Source organism: Cupriavidus sp. SW-Y-13 (assembly GCF_009793345.1).
Classification (GTDB): domain Bacteria; phylum Pseudomonadota; class Gammaproteobacteria; order Burkholderiales; family Burkholderiaceae; genus Cupriavidus.
Genome location: NZ_WHLX01000001.1, coordinates 2624578 through 2642216 on the forward strand (window position 1 = coordinate 2624578; position 17639 = coordinate 2642216).

General features: G+C 63.1%; 18 protein-coding genes. 11 read left to right on the forward strand and 7 right to left on the reverse strand.

Annotation, left to right across the window (positions count from 1 at the left end; translation table 11 throughout):
- Window positions 1–189: 189 nt before the first annotated feature.
- Window positions 190–1044 carry a thioredoxin gene (trxA, locus tag GA566_RS11720; RefSeq protein ID WP_160472823.1) on the forward strand — a complete coding sequence of 285 codons (855 nt, stop codon included), beginning with the start codon at window positions 190–192 and terminating at the stop codon, window positions 1042–1044.
- Window positions 1045–1109: 65 nt separating this feature from the next.
- Here trxA and GA566_RS11725 read toward each other — a convergent pair whose 3' ends face one another.
- Window positions 1110–1610: a bacteriohemerythrin gene (locus GA566_RS11725; RefSeq protein WP_137925168.1), complete on the reverse strand. Its 501-nt coding sequence runs from the start codon at window positions 1608–1610 to the stop codon at window positions 1110–1112.
- Between the two features lie 120 nt (window positions 1611–1730).
- On the opposite strand from GA566_RS11725, the gene GA566_RS11730 reads away from it, so the two are divergent.
- A complete protein-coding gene (locus GA566_RS11730) occupies window positions 1731–2309 on the forward strand; it encodes an ATP-binding protein (RefSeq protein WP_160472824.1) in 579 nt (192 codons plus the stop codon).
- On the opposite strand, the gene tcdA is transcribed toward GA566_RS11730, so the two are convergent.
- A complete protein-coding gene (tcdA, locus tag GA566_RS11735) occupies window positions 2306–3160 on the reverse strand; it encodes a tRNA cyclic N6-threonylcarbamoyladenosine(37) synthase TcdA (RefSeq protein WP_160472825.1) in 855 nt (284 codons plus the stop codon). The genes GA566_RS11730 and tcdA overlap by 4 nt on opposite strands.
- A gap of 195 nt (window positions 3161–3355) precedes the next feature.
- Between tcdA and GA566_RS11740 the strand changes: the two genes are divergently transcribed.
- The 6 genes from GA566_RS11740 (at window position 3356) to GA566_RS11765 (ending at window position 11383) form a co-directional block, all read left to right on the forward strand.
- Window positions 3356–5680, forward strand: coding sequence for an AsmA family protein (locus GA566_RS11740; protein ID WP_160472826.1), 2325 nt, complete (start codon window positions 3356–3358; stop codon window positions 5678–5680).
- Between the two features lie 438 nt (window positions 5681–6118).
- Window positions 6119–7336: an MFS transporter gene (locus tag GA566_RS11745; protein WP_160472827.1), complete on the forward strand. Its 1218-nt coding sequence runs from the start codon at window positions 6119–6121 to the stop codon at window positions 7334–7336.
- 111 nt (window positions 7337–7447) lie between these two features.
- Complete coding sequence (gene pdxH / locus GA566_RS11750) at window positions 7448–8086, forward strand: pyridoxamine 5'-phosphate oxidase (RefSeq protein WP_137925163.1); 639 nt, start codon at window positions 7448–7450, stop codon at window positions 8084–8086.
- Window positions 8087–8309: 223 nt separating this feature from the next.
- Window positions 8310–9551, forward strand: coding sequence for a cyclopropane-fatty-acyl-phospholipid synthase family protein (locus GA566_RS11755; protein ID WP_137925162.1), 1242 nt, complete (start codon window positions 8310–8312; stop codon window positions 9549–9551).
- Window positions 9552–9553: 2 nt separating this feature from the next.
- Window positions 9554–10609 carry a DUF72 domain-containing protein gene (locus GA566_RS11760; RefSeq protein WP_160472828.1) on the forward strand — a complete coding sequence of 352 codons (1056 nt, stop codon included), beginning with the start codon at window positions 9554–9556 and terminating at the stop codon, window positions 10607–10609.
- 204 nt (window positions 10610–10813) lie between these two features.
- On the forward strand, window positions 10814–11383 hold the full coding sequence (locus GA566_RS11765) for a flavin reductase family protein (RefSeq protein WP_137925160.1): 570 nt from the start codon (window positions 10814–10816) through the stop codon (window positions 11381–11383).
- A gap of 10 nt (window positions 11384–11393) precedes the next feature.
- Here GA566_RS11765 and GA566_RS11770 read toward each other — a convergent pair whose 3' ends face one another.
- Entirely contained in the window at window positions 11394–11870 is a 477-nt protein-coding gene (locus tag GA566_RS11770) for an Lrp/AsnC family transcriptional regulator (RefSeq protein WP_160472829.1), read from the reverse strand.
- Between the two features lie 153 nt (window positions 11871–12023).
- Here GA566_RS11770 and kynB point away from each other — a divergent pair, with 153 nt between their 5' ends.
- The 3 genes from kynB to kynA are packed head-to-tail and all read left to right on the forward strand — an operon-like array spanning window position 12024 to window position 14865.
- Window positions 12024–12680 carry an arylformamidase gene (gene kynB / locus GA566_RS11775; RefSeq protein WP_160472830.1) on the forward strand — a complete coding sequence of 219 codons (657 nt, stop codon included), beginning with the start codon at window positions 12024–12026 and terminating at the stop codon, window positions 12678–12680.
- Between the two features lie 34 nt (window positions 12681–12714).
- Complete coding sequence (kynU, locus tag GA566_RS11780) at window positions 12715–13971, forward strand: kynureninase (protein WP_160472831.1); 1257 nt, start codon at window positions 12715–12717, stop codon at window positions 13969–13971.
- A gap of 12 nt (window positions 13972–13983) precedes the next feature.
- Window positions 13984–14865, forward strand: coding sequence for a tryptophan 2,3-dioxygenase (kynA, locus tag GA566_RS11785; RefSeq protein WP_160472832.1), 882 nt, complete (start codon window positions 13984–13986; stop codon window positions 14863–14865).
- A 147-nt stretch (window positions 14866–15012) separates the two neighbouring features.
- On the opposite strand, the gene GA566_RS11790 is transcribed toward kynA, so the two are convergent.
- From GA566_RS11790 to GA566_RS11805, 4 genes are read right to left on the reverse strand one after another with little or no spacing between them, the layout of a single operon-like run.
- Window positions 15013–15315: an integrase core domain-containing protein gene (locus GA566_RS11790; RefSeq protein WP_160472438.1), complete on the reverse strand. Its 303-nt coding sequence runs from the start codon at window positions 15313–15315 to the stop codon at window positions 15013–15015.
- Window positions 15299–16675: an IS30 family transposase gene (locus tag GA566_RS11795; protein ID WP_160472234.1), complete on the reverse strand. Its 1377-nt coding sequence runs from the start codon at window positions 16673–16675 to the stop codon at window positions 15299–15301. The genes GA566_RS11790 and GA566_RS11795 overlap by 17 nt, the downstream gene beginning before the upstream one ends.
- Complete coding sequence (locus tag GA566_RS11800) at window positions 16663–17316, reverse strand: IS3 family transposase (RefSeq protein WP_370459290.1); 654 nt, start codon at window positions 17314–17316, stop codon at window positions 16663–16665. Before GA566_RS11800 ends, GA566_RS11795 begins: the two co-directional genes overlap by 13 nt.
- On the reverse strand, window positions 17313–17615 hold the full coding sequence (locus tag GA566_RS11805) for a transposase (RefSeq protein WP_160472833.1): 303 nt from the start codon (window positions 17613–17615) through the stop codon (window positions 17313–17315). The genes GA566_RS11800 and GA566_RS11805 overlap by 4 nt, the downstream gene beginning before the upstream one ends.
- Between the last annotated feature and the right edge of the window lie 24 nt (window positions 17616–17639).

The window sequence follows — 17639 nt, forward strand, 5'->3', positions numbered from 1 at the left end:
ATGGGGCGCAAGGCGGGCCTTGCGCAGCAGTCAAACAATATAACTGAACGACCGTTCTATTTTCAACCGGAGGTTTTCCCGCCTATGGAGGGGTCCGCGGAGGGCGCCCGGTTGCAATCTGCGGCGTCGCCCTCACAATGGGAAGATCCGGCCATGTTTTTGGCCCATCCGATTTCCGAGGTGCAGAACATGAGCGACGTCACCCTGCAGAATTTTGAAGCCGAAGTCATCAACAGCCCCGTGCCGGTGCTGGTCGATTTCTGGGCACCGTGGTGTGGTCCGTGCCGCACACTTGGACCGATGCTGGAAAAGCTGGAAGCCGAAGGCGCCGGCCAATGGAAGCTCGTGAAGGTCAACGTCGACGAGAACCAGCAACTGGCTGCCCATTTCGGCGTACGCAGCATTCCGCACGTCGTCGCGTTCGCGGGCGGGCAGGCGGTGAACCAGTTTGTTGGCGTGCTGCCGGAATCGCAACTGTGCGATTTCATCGCCACGCTGGGACCGGACGAAAGTGTCCTGGCCCTGCAGCATGCGCGCGAGCTGACGGCAGCAAACCAGCGTGACGAAGCCACTGCGGCATGGCAGGCCGTGCTGGCAGCCGATGCAGAGAACGACGCGGCGCGACTCGAATTCATCAGTTTCCTGCTCGATGGCAACGCACTGGACGCCGCCGAAGCCGAGTTCGGCCAGCTCACCCCGCGCGCGCCGCAGGAGGATGGTTACGCCGCGCTGCAAACCCGGCTCGATGCGATGAAGGAAGCGATGGCCGGATTGAACGACCTGCCCGATGGCGCCGATCTCAAGGCCCAGGTGGCATCCGAGCCGGCCAACCTCGGCGTCCGGCTGGAACTCGCCAAGATCCTGATCGCACGTCGCGAATACGAACCTGCGCTGGAACAACTGATGGAAATCGTTCGCCGCGACCGCAGCTTCGAAGACGACATCGGCCGCAAGACGATGCTGTCTGTCTTCGACCTGATGGCGACGGAAGCACCCGCCGTGGTGTCGAAATGGCGGCGGCAGTTGGCGACGGCGTTGAATTAACACTCGCCGTCTGCGGGTGTTGTTCCCCTCTCCCTCTGGGAGAGGGGAGAAAACCAAAGCGAGGATTAAGCGGCCCCTGCCTCCACCAACGAAAACCCGTTCGCCTTCATATGTTCGACCATCATCGTGTCCATCGACTTCACATGATTGTCGAACCACGCTGACAGTTCACCCACCAGCCGGCGGCCCAGATCGAGGCCGCCTTTGCCCGATCCTTCGGGATCTTCCTGTTCTTCGGCAATCTTGTTGCGCACCGCTTCGCAGACCTGCAGCACACCCTTGTGCTCGTTGGCGTGGCAGAAACGCGGGCCGAAATCCATTGCCTCCATCCATTGCTCTTCCTGCTCGAAATGATGGCGCGTGTGGTCGATCCAGGCGTCGAACGCAGCCAGGAAGCCCGCGTCGTCCGCCTTGACGGCTACATCCAGTAGCTGCAGGAACTCGGCGTGCGTGGCATCAGTGACGGGCTCGCCAAGCCGCAGTGCGTCGGGCAAGCCTTCCGAGGAAAGCCCTTCGTAGGGATTGGAGGAAGGATGGAGGGAATCTTGTGCTGGGGAAGCGGACATGGCGACTGGTCGCTTTTTCTTTGAGATAGGCGGAAAGGATACCGATTTCCCCGCGAGCCGATCTGATTTTGCGCAAAGCCCGGTATGCTTGGCCTTCATGCTTTCCTGCAGGCCACCGATATGCCACGACTGATTTTCTTCTGCGGACACGCCGGCACCGGCAAGACCTCGCTCTCGCATCGGCTGATCGGGCCGTTGATGCAGGCCACCGGCGAACCGTTCTGTCTCCTCGACAAGGACACGCTCTACGGTAACTACAGCGCCGCGGCAATGCGCGCCATTACCGGCGACCCCAACGACCGCGACAGCCCGGCCTACCTCGATAACCTGCGTGATCCCGAATACGAGGGCCTGCTCGATACCGCGCGGGAGAATTTGATGCTCGGCATCAGCGTGATCGTGATCGGGCCGCTATCGCGGGAAATCCGCGCACACCAGTTGATCGATCCGCAATGGCTGCGCGTGCCTGACGGTACGCGGACGCGCATTGTCTGGGTGCATCTGCCCGAGGACGAGGCTCACGCGCGCATCATCCAGCGTGGCAATCCCAACGATGCGTACAAGCTCACGCACTGGGACGCGTATCGCAAGCGCCGCTTCTCGCCAGATCCGGGCGAGTATCCCGAACTGATCTTCTTCGACAATCAGGCACCCGGCCAAGCCGAGGTGGACCAGTTGATCCGTACACTGGCGGCCTAGTTCTCGGCGGCAATCGTCCCGATCACGGCCGAGGCTGCGACGAAGCCGAACACGGCGGTCACCACCACCGACGATCCGAAGCCCGCGCAGGCCAGTCCTTGCGGCGCCTGACGCGGCGCGGGCGGCACCTCGTCGATTTCGCACGCCTGCTGCTCGGGTTCGGGGTATTTCAGTGGCTCGTCCGAATAGACGGCCTGGATGCCAAATTTCTTTCTCGGATCGCGCGGAAAATTCCACTGCTTGCGCAGGTTGCCGCGCACTTTCGCGAGCAGCGGATCCTGAATGGTGCGAGACAGATCCTCGATACTGACGCGCGTGGGGTCGAGCTGACCACCCGCCCCGCCACACGTAATGACCCGAACACCGGCGCCGCGCGCCCAGCCGAGGATGGCGGTCTTTACCTTGACCGCGTCGATGGCGTCGATCACGTAGTCGAAGCCCGAGAGCAATTCGGCCACGTTGTCTTCCGTCACGAAGTCATCGATGGCCGTGACCCGGCAACGCGGATTGATCGCGACGATGCGCTCGGCCATCGCTTCCACCTTGGCGCGGCCATAGGCATCGCCCAGCGCGTGAATCTGGCGATTGGTGTTCGACGGAGCAATGTGATCGAGATCGATCAGTGTGATGTGGCCCACCGCGTTGCGCGCCAGCGCCTCGGCGGCCCAACTGCCCACGCCGCCGATGCCGATGACACACACCCTGGCCTGCTCCAGCCGGATCAGCCCGGCCGTGCCGTACAGGCGCGCGACGCCGCCAAAACGACGGTGATAGTCGTCATCGGCAACGGATTCATGGGTAAGGGAGTCGGGCAGGTGATGCGCTGCCACAGGCGTGGAGTTCGCGGTCATGACGATCAATGTTTGTGCTGCCGGCATTCTAAGCCAGCCGCCGCCATGGCATCCGCGCCAAAAATAGGCTTTCGGGCGACCGCAATGTCAGCCGACCGCCGACAACTCCGCCGGACACGGCTCCCTACAATATCCATGTAGTGGTTTATCCGCCGCATGGCTGCACAAACGGAGCCACAAAACGGAGCGTTTCCCATGCCCGCCTCGCGTCGACGCAAGATCATTTTCTGGAGTGCTTTCACGCCGCTGGCGCTGATCGCCATTCTCATCATCGTCATCCTGACCTTTGACTGGAACCGGCTCAAACCGTGGCTCAACGACAAGGTATCTGAATCCATCGGCCGTCCCTTCGCGATCAACGGCGACCTCGTGGTCACGTGGAAACGCGCGCAGGGCGAGACCGGCTGGCGCACTTTCGTGCCGTGGCCCCGCCTCTCGGCACGGGACATCACGGTGGGCAACCCCGACTGGGCTCGCGCACCCAACATGGGCACCATCCGCGAACTGATCTTCATTCTGCGCCCGCTGCCGCTGCTGGCCCATGAAATCAACGTGCCGACCATCGTCGTGGACAGCCCGGCCGTCTGGCTCGAACGACTCGCCGACAAACGCAATAACTGGACCTTCGATACCCGCAAGGAGACCGATTCCGGCCAATCGAAATGGCACCTCGACATTGGCGAGGTCGTACTCCAGCGCGGCAATCTCGCGCTAAGCGATGCAGCCGAAAAGATCGAACTGCAGGCCACGCTCGATACCGTGGGCGACCAGGCGCTTTACGACAAGGCTCGCGATGGTGCGCTGATGCCATCGGACGCTTCGGCAGTGGCGGCTTCGCAGGGCGATGCCGCATCGGACGCCAAAGCCGCGGACAACAAGCAGGACAAGGACACCAAGGACGCGAAGGACAACGAGCGCTACGGCATCCGCTGGAAGGCAGTGGGCCATTACAACAAGGCCACGATCAACGCCACCGGCAAGGCCGGCACGGTGCTGAGCCTGCGCGATGTGAACACGCCCTACCCTGTGCAGGCCGATGTGCGCGTAGGTGCCACGCGCGCGGTGATCGAAGGCACGGTCACCAACCCGGCCCACCTCGGCGCGCTCGACGTGAACCTGCGGCTATCGGGCGACAACATGGCATCGCTGTATCCGCTCACCGGCATCGTGTTGCCTTCCACGCCACCCTACGACACGCGTGGCCGGCTGGTGGCCACGCTGAAGAAAGGCGCCTCGACGTACACGTACCGGGACTTCACCGGCAAGGTAGGTAGCAGCGATCTGGGCGGCACGCTGACCTTCGCGCAACGCTCGCCGCGTCCGTTGTTGTCGGGCGAACTGGTATCGAAACAACTGCTGTTCGCCGATCTCGCGCCGCTGATTGGCGCCGATGCCAAACCGGGCCAGGCCGCCAAGGAAAGCCCGGTCAAGCAGCCGCCGAACAAGGCGCTGCCTGTGGCGCCGTTCCGCACCGAGCGTTGGGACGAGATCGATGCCGACGTGAAATTCACAGGCAAACGCATCGTCCGCGACGAGGACCTGCCCATCACGGACCTGACCACGCATCTGAAGCTGACTGACGGCGTGCTTTTGCTCGATCCCCTGAACTTCGGCATGGCCGGCGGCAACCTCGTCTCGACGATCAAGCTCGACGGCAAGCGCGAGCCGATGACCGCGATGCTCGACATGACCGCGCGGCACCTGAAGCTCAAGCAACTGTTCCCGAAGGTGGAGAGCACCCGCGCGAGCGTCGGTGAGGTGAACGGCAGCGCCAAGCTGTCGGCCACGGGTAACTCGGTGGCGGCCCTGCTGGGCACATCGAACGGCGAGGCCAAGCTGCTGGTGGAGAACGGCACGGTCAGCAAGTTCATACTCGAAGCGGTAGGTCTTAACGTGGGCAGCGTGGTGATCTCCAAGCTGTTCGGCGACAAGCCCGTGCAGATCAATTGCGGCGTCAGTGCCTTCGGCGTCAAGGACGGTGTGGCGCGCGTTCAGACATTCGTGCTCGATACGCAGGATGCGGTGATCAACGTCGATGGCGGCATCAATTTCAAGGACGAGCAACTCGCACTGACCATCCACCCGGATTCCAAGGGGCTGCGGATCATCTCGCTGCGCTCGCCGCTTTACGTAGGCGGCACGTTCAAGAATCCGTCGGTCAGCCCCAACATCGCGATCCTGGCCCTGCGGGCCGGTGGCGCACTGGCGCTCGCATTGACCGCACCGGTGGCGATGGTGATCCCGCTGCTCGATATCTCGCCGGGCGGCGACGAAAGCCAGTGCGCCAATCTGCTGGCTGACCTCAAGAAGCGGCCTACGGCGCCGCCGCCGGGCAAGAGTTATCAAGGCCCGGACATGAAGGGCCAGCAAGCGGGTCCGGCCGTGCCGGAGTCGCCGACGAAGTCCGACGCTGCGCGCGGGGAGGCAGGCCCGGCGCCGACCAAGCCAAGGATTCCTGCGCCGTCAGTACAGAGTCCGAACCGGCCGGAGAATGACAAGCAGTTGTATCAGGGGGGGTAACGTATCCTCGCCCCGATGGGTTCTGCTCCCCTCTCCCACAACGTGGGAGAGGGGTTGGGGGTGAGGGCAGGAGGCTCTGCTTGCCTACATGTCGCAATTTGCACCGCTGGCCCTCACCCCCCAGCCCCTCTCCCGCAGGCGGGAGAGGGGAGAAAACCGAGAGAGGGGAGCCCACATACGACTGTTGCAAATCCGCACCTCCCCCTTCACCGATGTTGTGCATGCGGCCAATGCAGTCGCATAATCATTCCAGCCATTGACTAATCAAGCATTTAAGCAACAGTGGCATGCATCGCCACCTTTGCCGGGTTCCAGTCCGGCCTTGGTGCTTTGTCAGGTGCGGCTTCGGCCGCATCCATTTTTCTTTTTCGCGCGTCTTCTCGCCCGGATCGAGACCTTGCCGGCGGCGCGATCCACTATTCCTGCCCCCGCGCCCCCATGACGTTGCCTCACGCTGCCGTCCCGCCGATCACATGGCTGATCGCGTTGACGGTGTGCAATCACGTGGCATTCAATGCCAGCCGTGTCGTCGTTTCCCTCTTTGCCATTTCGCTCAAGGCGTCGACGGTGACGCTGGGCATCCTGATGTCGCTCTACGCGCTGTTGCCGATGTTCCTGGCGATCCGCGCGGGCAAGCGCATCGACGAGATCGGTCCCCGGCTGCCGATGATGGCCGGTTCGCTGATGGTCGTGGGCGGTACGCTGCTGCCGGCGGTCTGGCCGGACATCGCCGCGCTGTACGCCGCCTGCGCGCTGATCGGCGTGGGCTTCATGCTGGTGCAGGTGGCCATGCAGTTGCTGATCGGACAGGTATCAACCAACGAGACCCGGCTGCGCAACTACACCTGGCATGCGCTGGGCCTGTCGATCTCAGGCACGCTCGGCCCGGTTGCCATGGGTTACACCATCGAGCATGCGGGCTTCCGCCCGGCTTTCTGCCTGCTGGTGGTGGTGGCGCTCGCCGGAGTGATCGGGTTGCAGCGCGTGCGGCATCGCCTGCCCGCCACGGGCGGCAACGCGGGACGCCTCGCCATCGAGGACGGCTCGCGCCGCTCCACGCTGGACCTGCTCCAGTATCCCGAACTGCGCGCGGTATTCGTCGCCAGCGCCGTGCTCTCCGCCGCGTGGGATCTGCACGCGTTCCTGATTCCGATTCAAGGCACACGCATCGGTCTTTCTCCATCGATGATCGGCTGGGTGCTCGGCGCCTTTTCGCTGGCCACGCTGGCGATTCGTGTGGCGATGCCAATGGTGTCGCGGCACTTCTCCGAATGGAAGATCATCCGGCTGGCTTTGCTCGTGGGCGGCCTGGCCTACCTTGTCTATCCCTTCGTGGCGCATTTCTGGCTGATGTGCGCGCTGGCTTTTGTGCTGGGGCTCGCGCTCGGCAGCGCCCAGCCCAACGTCATGAACATCCTCCACACCGTGTCGCCATCGGGCCGTGCCGGCGAAGCGCTCGGGCTGCGCTCGGCCGTGCTCAATACCAGCCAGGTAGTGTGGCCACTCACGTTCGGCGTGGTGGGCACCGCGCTGGGCATGCTGCCGATCTTCCTGTCGATGGCAGGGGCGATGGGCGTGGCGAACTATTACTCGCGCAGGCAGACGCGCAAGATCGGTGCAACGCCTGCCCTGAAGGATTCACCAGCGGACTCGTAAATCGTCCATTTTTGCTTGCGGCAACGCAAATGCGCTCCCCGGCGCATTCGCTATACTCGAAGCATCTGCGCGCGTGATTCCGCGCGCGCGCCTGACCCTTCAAGCCGCGACATGACCCAACTCGCCGACCTGCGCCGCAACTACATGCTGAGCGCACTTTCAGAATCCGACGTAGCCGCTGACCCCATCCGCCAGTTCCAGAGCTGGTTCGACGAGGCGATGCAATCCAAGCTCCCCGAACCCAACGCGATGACGCTTGCCACGGTGGCCAGCGACGGCCAGCCGTCCGCGCGCATCGTGCTGCTCAAGGGCATGGACGAGCACGGATTCACGTTCTTCACGAACTACGAAAGCCGCAAGGGGCTGGACCTCGGGGCCAATCCGCGCGCGGCACTGCTATTCCATTGGGTACAGCTCGAACGGCAGGTGCGCGTGGAGGGCATCGTCGAGAAAGTGGCCGATGCCGAAAGCGACGCCTATTACGCCTCGCGCCCGCTGGGCTCCCGCCTGGGCGCCTGGGCCTCCGAGCAAAGCCGCGAAGTCTCGGGCCGCGACGTACTCGAAGCGCGCGAAGCCGATTTCCGCACCAAGTACGGCGAGAACCCGCCGCGTCCCCCGCACTGGGGCGGCTATCGGGTCAGCCCGACATGGATGGAATTCTGGCAGGGTCGTCCTTCACGACTGCACGACCGCATTGGCTATCGCAAGCAGGCCGACGGCAGCTGGCAGATCGTGCGTCTCTCGCCTTGAGCCGCGACCGAGCGCAAATGTCTGCCTGACCTGACAGGCACTGACGGTGCGGGACGCGCACTGCACAATCCGGGGATTTGGCGTAAAGTTTTCTGTGCCGCCGCATCGGCCATGCATCGATGCGGCCCCCAAGGCCAGCGCTGCGGCATCCACGCAGTAAGCGCAGCCGACCGTGGGGCATTTCATTTCGAGAGGAATCACGAACCAATCGGGAGAAAGCCGCATGTTCTTCAAACAAGCCCTGGAAAAGCAGCTCGATAGCTGGATCTCCGACGTGCGGGAGCACGCCAACCTGCCAGTCAGGCTCCGCCTGTGGAACGGCAGTGAATACCAGCTTGGCCATTTCGAAAAGCCGGACGTCACGCTGACCGTGCGCGAGGCATCCGCCCTGCCCCTACTGCTCGTACCAAGCCTTGATAATCTTGGCGAAGCCTATGTCCAGGAGAAGATCGACCTGGACGGCCGGCTGGCCGACATCATCAAGGTGGGCTATGGCCTTTCTGCCGCGGCCGCCCGCCGGGCAGGCGGCATGCTCGCCCGGGTGGCCGACCACTTCACGCATACCAAGGAAGAAGACAAGGCGTCGATCCAGTACCACTACGACGTCTCCAACGCGTTCTACCAGCTCTGGCTCGATCCGCGCATGGTCTACTCGTGTGCGTACTTCGAGGATGGCACCGAGGACCTGGCCACTGCGCAGCTCAAGAAGATCGACCATATCCTGACCAAGGTGCAGTTGCAGCCGGGCCAGACGTTGCTCGATATCGGCTGCGGCTGGGGCGCGCTGGTCATCCGCGCAGCGGAGAAATTCGGCGCGCGCTGCGTGGGCATCACGCTGAGCCAGAACCAGTTCGACATGGCCACCGAGCGCGTGAAGGCGGCGGGGCTGCAGGACCGCATCGAGATCCGGCTGCAGGACTATCGCGACACGCAGGGGCAGTTCGACCGCATCACCAGCGTCGGCATGTTCGAGCATGTGGGCAAGGAGAACCTGCCCGGCTACTTCGGCCGTATCCGCGACCTGCTCAAAGATGACGGCGTGGCGCTGAACCACGGCATCACGTCTCCCGATGCCGACAGCGGCGAAGTGCCAATGGACGGGTCCGCCTTCATGGACCGCTACGTCTTTCCGCAAGGCGAGTTGCCCCATATCGGCATGGTGCTGACCACGGCCCAGAAGGGCGGGCTCGAAGCCTTCGATGTGGAACTGCTGCGCCGCCACTACGCGCAGACGTTGCGGCATTGGGCCGAGAACTTCGAGAGCAATGCGGAGACCATCCGGGCCATGGTCGGCGAGAAGAAATACCGCATCTGGCGCATCTACCTGGCAGGCTGCGCACACGCCTTCACCACCGGCAAGATGTCGATCTACCAGGTCATCTGCCAGAAGGCGGATCGCCCCGCCGATACGTTCCCGGTCTCGCGGCGCTATATTTACGCTTCTCCGATCGGAACCAGCAGCTGAGATTGACCCCTAACCTCGACCTGTTCGGCGATGCACCTGCGTCGCCGGACACCGCCTCCACGCCCACACCCGTCAAGAAGCAAGCCGTCGGCAAGGTCGTCCAGCCATGGACGCACGACCCCGCCCTGAACGCGCTCGCCGCGGGGCTGCCGTCGAACCTGTATTTCGGTACGTCGTCGTGGTCGTACCCAGGCTGGCACGGCATGGTCTACGACGGCGAGTACACGGAAAGCCTGCTGTCGCGCAAGGGCCTGGAAGCCTGCGGCCAGCATCCGCTGTTGCGCGCCGCCGGTATCGATCGCGGCTTCTATGGTCCCATTCCGATTACCGATTACCTGCGGTACGCAGCGCAGGTGCCTGAGCACTTCCGCTTCCTGGTAAAGGCACCGGCCAGCGTTTGCGATGCCTGGCTGCGCGGCCCCGACGGCGCGGGACGCCTGGCCAATGCCGCATTTCTCGACGCGGAAATCGCCATTCGCGACTTTATCGAGCCGGCCACAACGGGACTCGGCGCGCGTTGTGGTCCCCTGCTGTTCCAGCTTTCGCCTTTGCAGAGTCTTGCCGACGATGGCCCGGCGCTGTTCGCGCGACTCGAAGCATTCCTTGCCGCGCTGCCGCCGCTCGAACCAACGCTGACGCCAAACGCCTGCTATGCCGTGGAAATGCGCGACGCGTCCCTGCTGACGCCGCGCTACATCCGCCTGCTGCGCGATCACGGCGTGCGCTTCTGCCTGGCCGCGCGGGATCGTCTGCCTTCCGTGCCCCGGCAGGCGCAAGCCCAGGCGCTGATGGACGATGGCGCGCCCGGACCACTCGTCCTGCGCTGGATGCTGCGCGAAGGCCGGTCCTATGCGATGGCCGAGAAAGCCTTCTCCCCCTTCGACAAGCTTGCGGACCCGGACGCCGAGACGCGCAATGCCATCGCCGATGTAGTGGTCCGCACGCTGCAGGCCGGGCAGCCCGCCTACGTCATCGTGAGCAACAATGCCGAAGGCTGCGCGCCACTCAGCATCGTTGGGCTGGCCACAGCGATTGCCGACAGGCTCGGCACCGCATAGGACATCGGAATCACATAGAACATCTGCCGGTAAGGTCACCCCGGAGCCCATGTCCGATGTCCGCTACAATTGGGCCTTCCGCAGTCGCACGGTTTTTGTGCGGCAGGCCACCGAAGTTGCCGCCCCCGCGGATTAGCTTGTGCGTGTTGAATGCGCGCCGGCCAACCCGATATGAAGATCATGGATTTGTGTGGAGCCCGAGAGATGGGCATGCCAGAGGCCGACGCCCCCGTTACGGGCCGCACGGCCACCGCTCCCGATTTCGACAGCCAGCATTTCAAGCGTGCGCTGTCGCAGTTCGCCACCGGCGTGACGGTGATTACCACCCGCGCGGCCGGCCATCCGTATGCCAACGGCGCGCCGTTCATCGGTATTACCGCCAGTTCGTTCAACTCGGTATCGATGTCGCCGCCGCTCGTGCTGTGGAGCATGGCCCACCGCGCCAACAGCCTGCCGATGTTCCGCGACGGTTCGCACTACATCATCAATGTGCTGGCGGCGTCGCAACTGGACCTGTGCCAACGCTTTGCCACGCTCAAGGGCGATCGCTTTGCCGGCGTGGACTATCGCCTGTCCGAAACCGGACTGCCCATCCTCGGCAGCGCGCTGGCGTGGTTCGAATGCCACAATCGCAGCCGTTATGACGAAGGCGACCACACGATTTTCGTCGGCGAAGTGGAGCGTTGCGGCATTCTGGATGCTGGCGGCGATCCGCTGGTGTTCCAGGGCGCGCAATTCTCCACGCTCTGCCCGCTCTGCCCGACTGACCGCTAGTTGCCGACCGCTAGTTACTTTCCTTGAGGATCGCCAACGGCGATCCATCGGTCTTGATCCGCTGCAGCACGATGTTGGAGCGGATGTCCATCACTCCCGGCGTGCGATACAGCCGGTTCACGATGAAATCCGAGTAGTGCTTCAGGTTGCGCGCCTGAACGCGCAGGATGTAGTTGCTATCCCCCGTAATCACATAGGCTGTCAGCACTTCCGGCCACGTCTGCACCACGGCATTGAACGTGTCGTGCCATCCCTCCACATCGTGCCGCATCGACACCTGCACGATGGCCTCGATCTCCAGCCCTAGCTGCTCCGCATCGAACCACGCGTTGTAGCCGCCAATCACCCCGCTCTCTTCCAGCAACCGCACCCGCCGCAGACAGGCCGAGGGCGATAGCGCCACGCGGTCGGCGAGGTCCTGGTTGCTGATGCGTCCGTTCTCCTGCAGCGCGGTCAGGATGCGCAAATCGATTGGATCGAGGGTCATTTCGCAGAATCCACTGTTTTTTGTGCCATTCGCACAATTCTATGCGAAACAACCGCGCTTCGACGCCCCATTTCGCAAGCCTCTTCTCGCGGGTTTTGACTATGATCCCTGCACGCACCGCGTCTTTAGAAACGCCCCCGAGACAACGCCCCAATGCCGAACGCCCCCATAGTCCACACGGATTCCCGCCGCCTCTGGGACATCACGCCCCCGGTCTCGAACGCCACGCCGGTCTGGCCTGGCGACACGCCGTTCCGTCATGAGCCTGCGTGGCAACTCGACGAGCACTGCCCAGTCAACGTGGGCAAGATCACGATGTCGCCGCACACGGGCGCGCACGCCGATGCCCCGCTGCACTACGCGGCAGACGGTGCACCGATTGGCGAGGTGCCGCTCGACGCCTACCTCGGCCCTTGCCGCGTGATCCACTGCATCGGCGCCGCGCCGCGTGTGGAGCCGCAACATATCGACCATGCTTTGAGCGACGTGCCACCGCGCGTGCTGTTGCGCACGTACCAGACCGCGCCGCTGGGCGCCTGGGATTCCGCGTTCTGCGCCGTAGCGCCCGAGACCATCGCGCTGCTCGCCCGCCGTGGCGTGAAGCTGATCGGCATCGACACGCCGTCGCTGGACCCCGAAACCTCCAAGACCATGGATGCGCACCACGCCGTGCGCGACCATCGGCTCGCCATTCTCGAAGGCATCGTGCTGGATGACGTGCCCGCTGGCGACTACGAACTCATCGCCTTGCCACTACGACTGGCAACGCTCGACGCCAGCCCGGTACGTGCCGTGCTGCGCGCGCTTTGAACAACCTCCTACCCTCCTGCAAGCAGAATTCGATATGACAACCCTGACGCATACACGCTGCGAGGCGATGGACCGGGACGACCCGCTCCGCGCACTCCGTGAACAGTTCGCCCTGCCCGAAGGCGTGATCTACCTCGATGGCAACTCGCTCGGTGCGCGCCCGCGCACCGCCGCTGCGCGGGCTTCGGAAGTGGTCAATAGCGAATGGGGCAACGGCCTGATTCGCAGCTGGAACACGGCGGGCTGGTTCGACCTGCCGCAGCGGCTGGGCAACCTGCTGGCGCCGTTGATCGGTGCCGGTCATGACGAGGTGGTGGTCACCGATACCACCTCGATCAATCTGTTCAAGGTGCTCACTGCCGCCGTGCGCGTGCAGCAACAGCGCGATCCGGCACGCCGCGTGATCGTGTCCGAGGCCAGCAATTTCCCGACCGATCTCTACATCGCCCAGGGCCTGGCCGACCTGCTGCAGCAAGGCTACGAAGTCCGGCTCGTCAACAGCCCCAGCGAGATCGACGCCGCCGTAGGCGCCGACACCGCCGTGCTGATGCTCACGCACGTCAACTACAAGACCGGCGAGATGCTCGACATGGCTGGCCTGACCGAACTCGCGCACGCACGCGGCGCGCTGACGGTCTGGGATCTGGCTCACTCGGCTGGCGCCGTGCCCGTGTCGCTGAACGCGGCCCGTGCCGACTATGCGATCGGCTGCACGTACAAGTACCTGAACGGCGGTCCGGGCTCGCCGGCATTCGTCTGGGTATCACCGTCGCTGCGCGACCAGTTCTGGCAGCCGCTGTCGGGCTGGTGGGGCCACCGCGCACCGTTCGCGATGTCGCCGCAGTACGTGCCGGCCAATGGCATCGACCGTTTCCTCTGCGGCACGCAGCCAGTCACGTCGCTGGCGATGGTCGAATGCGGCCTCGACATCTTCGCGCAGACCAGCATGACCGCCCTGCGCGCGAAATCGCTGAAGCTGACCGATCTGTTTATCGAACTCGTGGAAGCCCGCTGCGGACACCATCCGCTGACGCTCGTCACGCCACGCGAACACGCAAAGCGCGGCAGCCAGGTCAGCTTCGCGCACCCGGACGGTTATGCACTGGTGGCCGCGCTGATCGAACGTGGCGTCATTGGCGACTACCGCGAACCGGGCATCGCACGCTTCGGCTTTACGCCGCTGTACACGAGCTTCACCGAAGTCTGGGACGCCGTGGAGATCCTGCGCGACGTGCTCGATAGTCGCGTGTACCGCGACGCGCGCTTTGCCGTGCGGACCGCAGTGACCTGAGCGGAGCAGATCATGAGCGAATTCAAGGGATGTCCGATGGGACACGGCGCCGCCCCTGCGGCAGGCGCCGATGCAGAGGGCTGGCATGGCGCGCAGATGGATTTCGCGTGCGACATGAGCTACGGCGACTACCTGGGTCTCGACCAGATCTTGTCGGCCCAGCACCCACTCTCGCCCGACCATAACGAGATGCTGTTCATCGTCCAGCACCAGACCACCGAACTGTGGATGAAGCTGATGCTGCACGAATTGCGCGCGGCGCGCGAATCCGTGAAGACAGACCAGTTGCAGCCTGCGTTCAAGATGCTGGCACGCGTCTCGCGCATCATGGATCAACTCGTGCAAGCCTGGAACGTACTGGCCACGATGACCCCGCCCGAGTACTCCGCAATGCGGCCTTACCTGGGTGCGTCGTCCGGTTTCCAGTCGTACCAGTACCGCGAGATCGAGTTCATCCTCGGCAACAAGAATGCGGCGATGCTGCGCCCCCATGCGCATCGTCCCGAGCATATGAAGCTGGTGGAAACGGCACTGCAAACCCCGTCGATGTATGACGAGGCGATTCGCCTGATGGCACGTCGCGGCTTTGCGATTGACGCCAACGTGGTGGAGCGCGACTGGACCGAGCCGCTGGCCTACAACGAATCGGTCGAGGCCGCGTGGCTTGAGATCTATCGGAATCCGTCAGCGCACTGGGACCTGTACGAACTCGGCGAAAAGTTTGTCGACCTCGAAGACGCCTTCCGCCAATGGCGCTTCCGCCATGTCACAACGGTGGAACGCGTGATCGGCTTCAAACGCGGCACCGGCGGCACCGAAGGCGTGAGCTACCTGCGCAGGATGCTGGACGTGGTGCTGTTTCCGGAGTTGTGGAAGTTGCGGACGGATTTGTAGGTCTGTCTCTCCCTCTTGTTTTCTCCCCTCTCCCGCTTGCGGGAGAGGGGTTGGGGGTGAGGGCCAGCGGCTCTGTTTGCCGACCGAGTCGCAATTTGCACGGCTTGCCCTCACCCCTGTAGTGGTCAAGTAATCTTGGACACTTTTTCAGGCAGACCTACTCTTTAAAGCCTCGTACTCGGCCGGCGGCATGTCTTGCGTCGCCGAGTGAAGCCTGCGATGGTTATAGAAGAACAACGCGTAGTCCGTGATGTCCGCCTTCGCCTCCGCGTGATTGCGGTAGGCACGGTCCCTGATGCGCTCGCCCTTGAGTGCACAGAAGAATCGCTCCACCACCGCGTTATCCCAGCAATTCCCCGCCCGGCTCATGCTTGGCGTAATGCCTTCTTTCTGCAGTTTGGCCTGGAACGACAGGCTTGAGTACTGGGCGGATTCAACCGGTCGTCGCAACACCAGATTGTTGAGCAGATTTTAGATACTCTTCCAGGGCTTCTGCGGGTGTCTTCCAACCAAGCGTCTTGCGCGGCCTAGTATTCAGTGCATTGGCAACGGCTTGGATATCTCGAGCGCTCCACCGTGATAGGTCGGTGCCTTTCGGGAAGTACTGTCGCAGGAGCCCGTTCGTGTTCTCGTTCGTGCCACGCTGCCATGGACTGTGCGGGTCGGCGAAGAATACCTGCACTCCGGATTCAACGGTAAAGCGAGCATGATCGGAGAGTTCCTTGCCACGATCCCAAGTCAATGATCGCCACAACTGGCGAGGCAAGTCCACTACAGTCCTCTTCAGTGCATTTGCCATCGTGACAGCTCCGTAGCCGGCCAGCGCAGGGCCATTCTTCGTCCTGGGGATTAGTCCGTAACCCTCCTCTCGAGGCAGGTGAACAAGCATAGTGAATCGGCTTGATCGTTCGACCAGCGTCCCGATTGCGGAGCGGTTCAGGCCGATGATCAGGTCACCTTCCCAATGCCCCGGCACAGCACGATCCTCCGCTTCTGCAGGACGGCTGGAGATCATCACATCCTCGCTAACGTGCGCCCAGGTCTTGGCTTGTGCCCGGCCTCTCGGTACGCGCAATGCCCGCCCGGTGCGCAGGCAACTGACCAGTTCGCGCTTGAGAGCGCCTCGGCCTTGGATATAGAGAGCTTGGTAAATGGCTTCGTGAGAGATGCGCATGGATTCCTCATCCGGGAAGTCAATCTGCAGCCGGTTGGAAATCTGTTCGGGCGACCAGCCATGGACCCATTTACGGTCACCTCGATGCGGTTTGTTTCTCCCTTTGAACTGCGATGGCCGAGGCCCAGAGATCTCGCCCCCATCCGAAGCACGTACCTTGCCCTCCAAACGCTCTTGCACATAGCGGCGCAGCTGCGGGTTGGCTACCAGTTTCGACGGCTTGGGTCTTTTGGCAACCAGTTCCGCCTTCCACTGTGCAACCGACGCCCGATACTCGAGCTTGCCGCCACGAGTCGCGGCGTTACGCTTCAGTTCCCGCGAGACCGTTGACGGGCTACGTCCGATCCGGCGCGCGATCTCGCGTATTCCAATGCCTTGCAGCGAAAGTAACCCAATCTCTTCTCGCTCCTGGAACGACAAGTACCTACCGGATATGGGGATCGACATAAATAGTGGCATGCCGCCACTATGCCGGAACCATCGCGTGCCTACTGCCTGCGACACGCCAACCGCCTCTGCAGCCTTCTCACTGGTAACCCCTGTCGCGATTTGCTCCCAAAATCGCCGCTCGGTCTCACGCCGATGCGATGGTGCACCTGGCGACCGCATCACTCCTCGGCCTGTCAGCTTCTGCATCCATCCCGCTGGTCGTCCCATAAACACCTCCTTGGTGAAAGGTGTTGCGACGACCGGTTGAATCCGCCCTGACTGCCCTGATCCGAATGGAACAGCAATCCATCCGTTGGCCTTCGGTTGCCGAGAGCTACGTTCAGTGCTCGTGTGACCAGGCTGGTGTCGGCGCACGCCGAGAATGCCCAGCCGACCACTCGACGCGAGAACAGATCGATCACCACAGCGAAGTACATCCATCCCTGCTGCGTCCACACGAACGTGATATCGCCCGCCCACACCCGATTGGGTAGCGACACCGTGAACTGCCGGTTCAGCCGATTCGGTGCGATAGCCGAGGATTTGCCGCCTTTCGAGTAGTAGTGGTGCCGCTTGCGCTGCACCGTCACCTGCGCTTGCTGCATCAGGCTCCTGGTCCGATGCCGCCCCACCTTGTGCCCCGCGCGGCGAAGCTCTTTAGACATGCGGCGCGTCCCATAGCTTTGACCGCATTCCTCGTGTATCTGCCTGACTTTATCCACGAGCGCCTCGCTCTGCATGTCGGGCCTGGCTCGCCGAGCCTTCCACGCATAGTAGCTACTGCGCGGCGCGCCAAGCGCCTTGCACACGACCGCCACCGGCCAGACCTTCTCCGCCTGCTCGATCACTTCGTATTGCGATCGAGTTCCTTGACGAAGAAGGTCGTGGACTTTTTTAGGATGTCACGCTCCCGTTCGAGTCGTGCCACTTGCTTCTCCAGCTCGCGGATACGCGCTTGGTCTGGCGACATGTTCGTCGGTCCAACAACCACCGGCGCTGCCTTCGGCTGCCGGTCGCCAAGCCAGCGTCTCAGCGCCGTCTCACCCACGCCGAGCGCCTTGGCCGCCTGCGTAACCGAATAGCCTTGCTCCAGTACCAGATTCACGGCGTCAGCCTTGAACTCTTCCGTAAAGCCCTTGCGTGCCATTTTTTCACCTCTCCAGTTGACTCG

Excerpts from the sequence above, each read along its gene's own strand:
- GA566_RS11730 (WP_160472824.1), top strand. The coding sequence starts at position 1,731 with ATGCCACGACTGATTTTCTTCTGCGGACACGCCGGCACCGGCAAGACC.
- kynA (WP_160472832.1), top strand. The coding sequence starts at position 13,984 with ATGAGCGAATTCAAGGGATGTCCGATGGGACACGGCGCCGCCCCTGCG.
- GA566_RS11745 (WP_160472827.1), top strand. The coding sequence starts at position 6,119 with ATGACGTTGCCTCACGCTGCCGTCCCGCCGATCACATGGCTGATCGCG.
- pdxH (WP_137925163.1), top strand. The coding sequence starts at position 7,448 with ATGACCCAACTCGCCGACCTGCGCCGCAACTACATGCTGAGCGCACTT.
- trxA (WP_160472823.1), top strand. The coding sequence starts at position 190 with ATGAGCGACGTCACCCTGCAGAATTTTGAAGCCGAAGTCATCAACAGC.
- GA566_RS11805 (WP_160472833.1), bottom strand. The coding sequence starts at position 17,615 with ATGGCACGCAAGGGCTTTACGGAAGAGTTCAAGGCTGACGCCGTGAAT.
- GA566_RS11725 (WP_137925168.1), bottom strand. The coding sequence starts at position 1,610 with ATGTCCGCTTCCCCAGCACAAGATTCCCTCCATCCTTCCTCCAATCCC.
- kynB (WP_160472830.1), top strand. The coding sequence starts at position 12,024 with ATGCCGAACGCCCCCATAGTCCACACGGATTCCCGCCGCCTCTGGGAC.
- tcdA (WP_160472825.1), bottom strand. The coding sequence starts at position 3,160 with ATGACCGCGAACTCCACGCCTGTGGCAGCGCATCACCTGCCCGACTCC.
- GA566_RS11765 (WP_137925160.1), top strand. The coding sequence starts at position 10,814 with ATGGGCATGCCAGAGGCCGACGCCCCCGTTACGGGCCGCACGGCCACC.
- GA566_RS11770 (WP_160472829.1), bottom strand. The coding sequence starts at position 11,870 with ATGACCCTCGATCCAATCGATTTGCGCATCCTGACCGCGCTGCAGGAG.
- GA566_RS11795 (WP_160472234.1), bottom strand. The coding sequence starts at position 16,675 with ATGCAGAAGCTGACAGGCCGAGGAGTGATGCGGTCGCCAGGTGCACCA.
- GA566_RS11740 (WP_160472826.1), top strand. The coding sequence starts at position 3,356 with ATGCCCGCCTCGCGTCGACGCAAGATCATTTTCTGGAGTGCTTTCACG.
- kynU (WP_160472831.1), top strand. The coding sequence starts at position 12,715 with ATGACAACCCTGACGCATACACGCTGCGAGGCGATGGACCGGGACGAC.
- GA566_RS11755 (WP_137925162.1), top strand. The coding sequence starts at position 8,310 with ATGTTCTTCAAACAAGCCCTGGAAAAGCAGCTCGATAGCTGGATCTCC.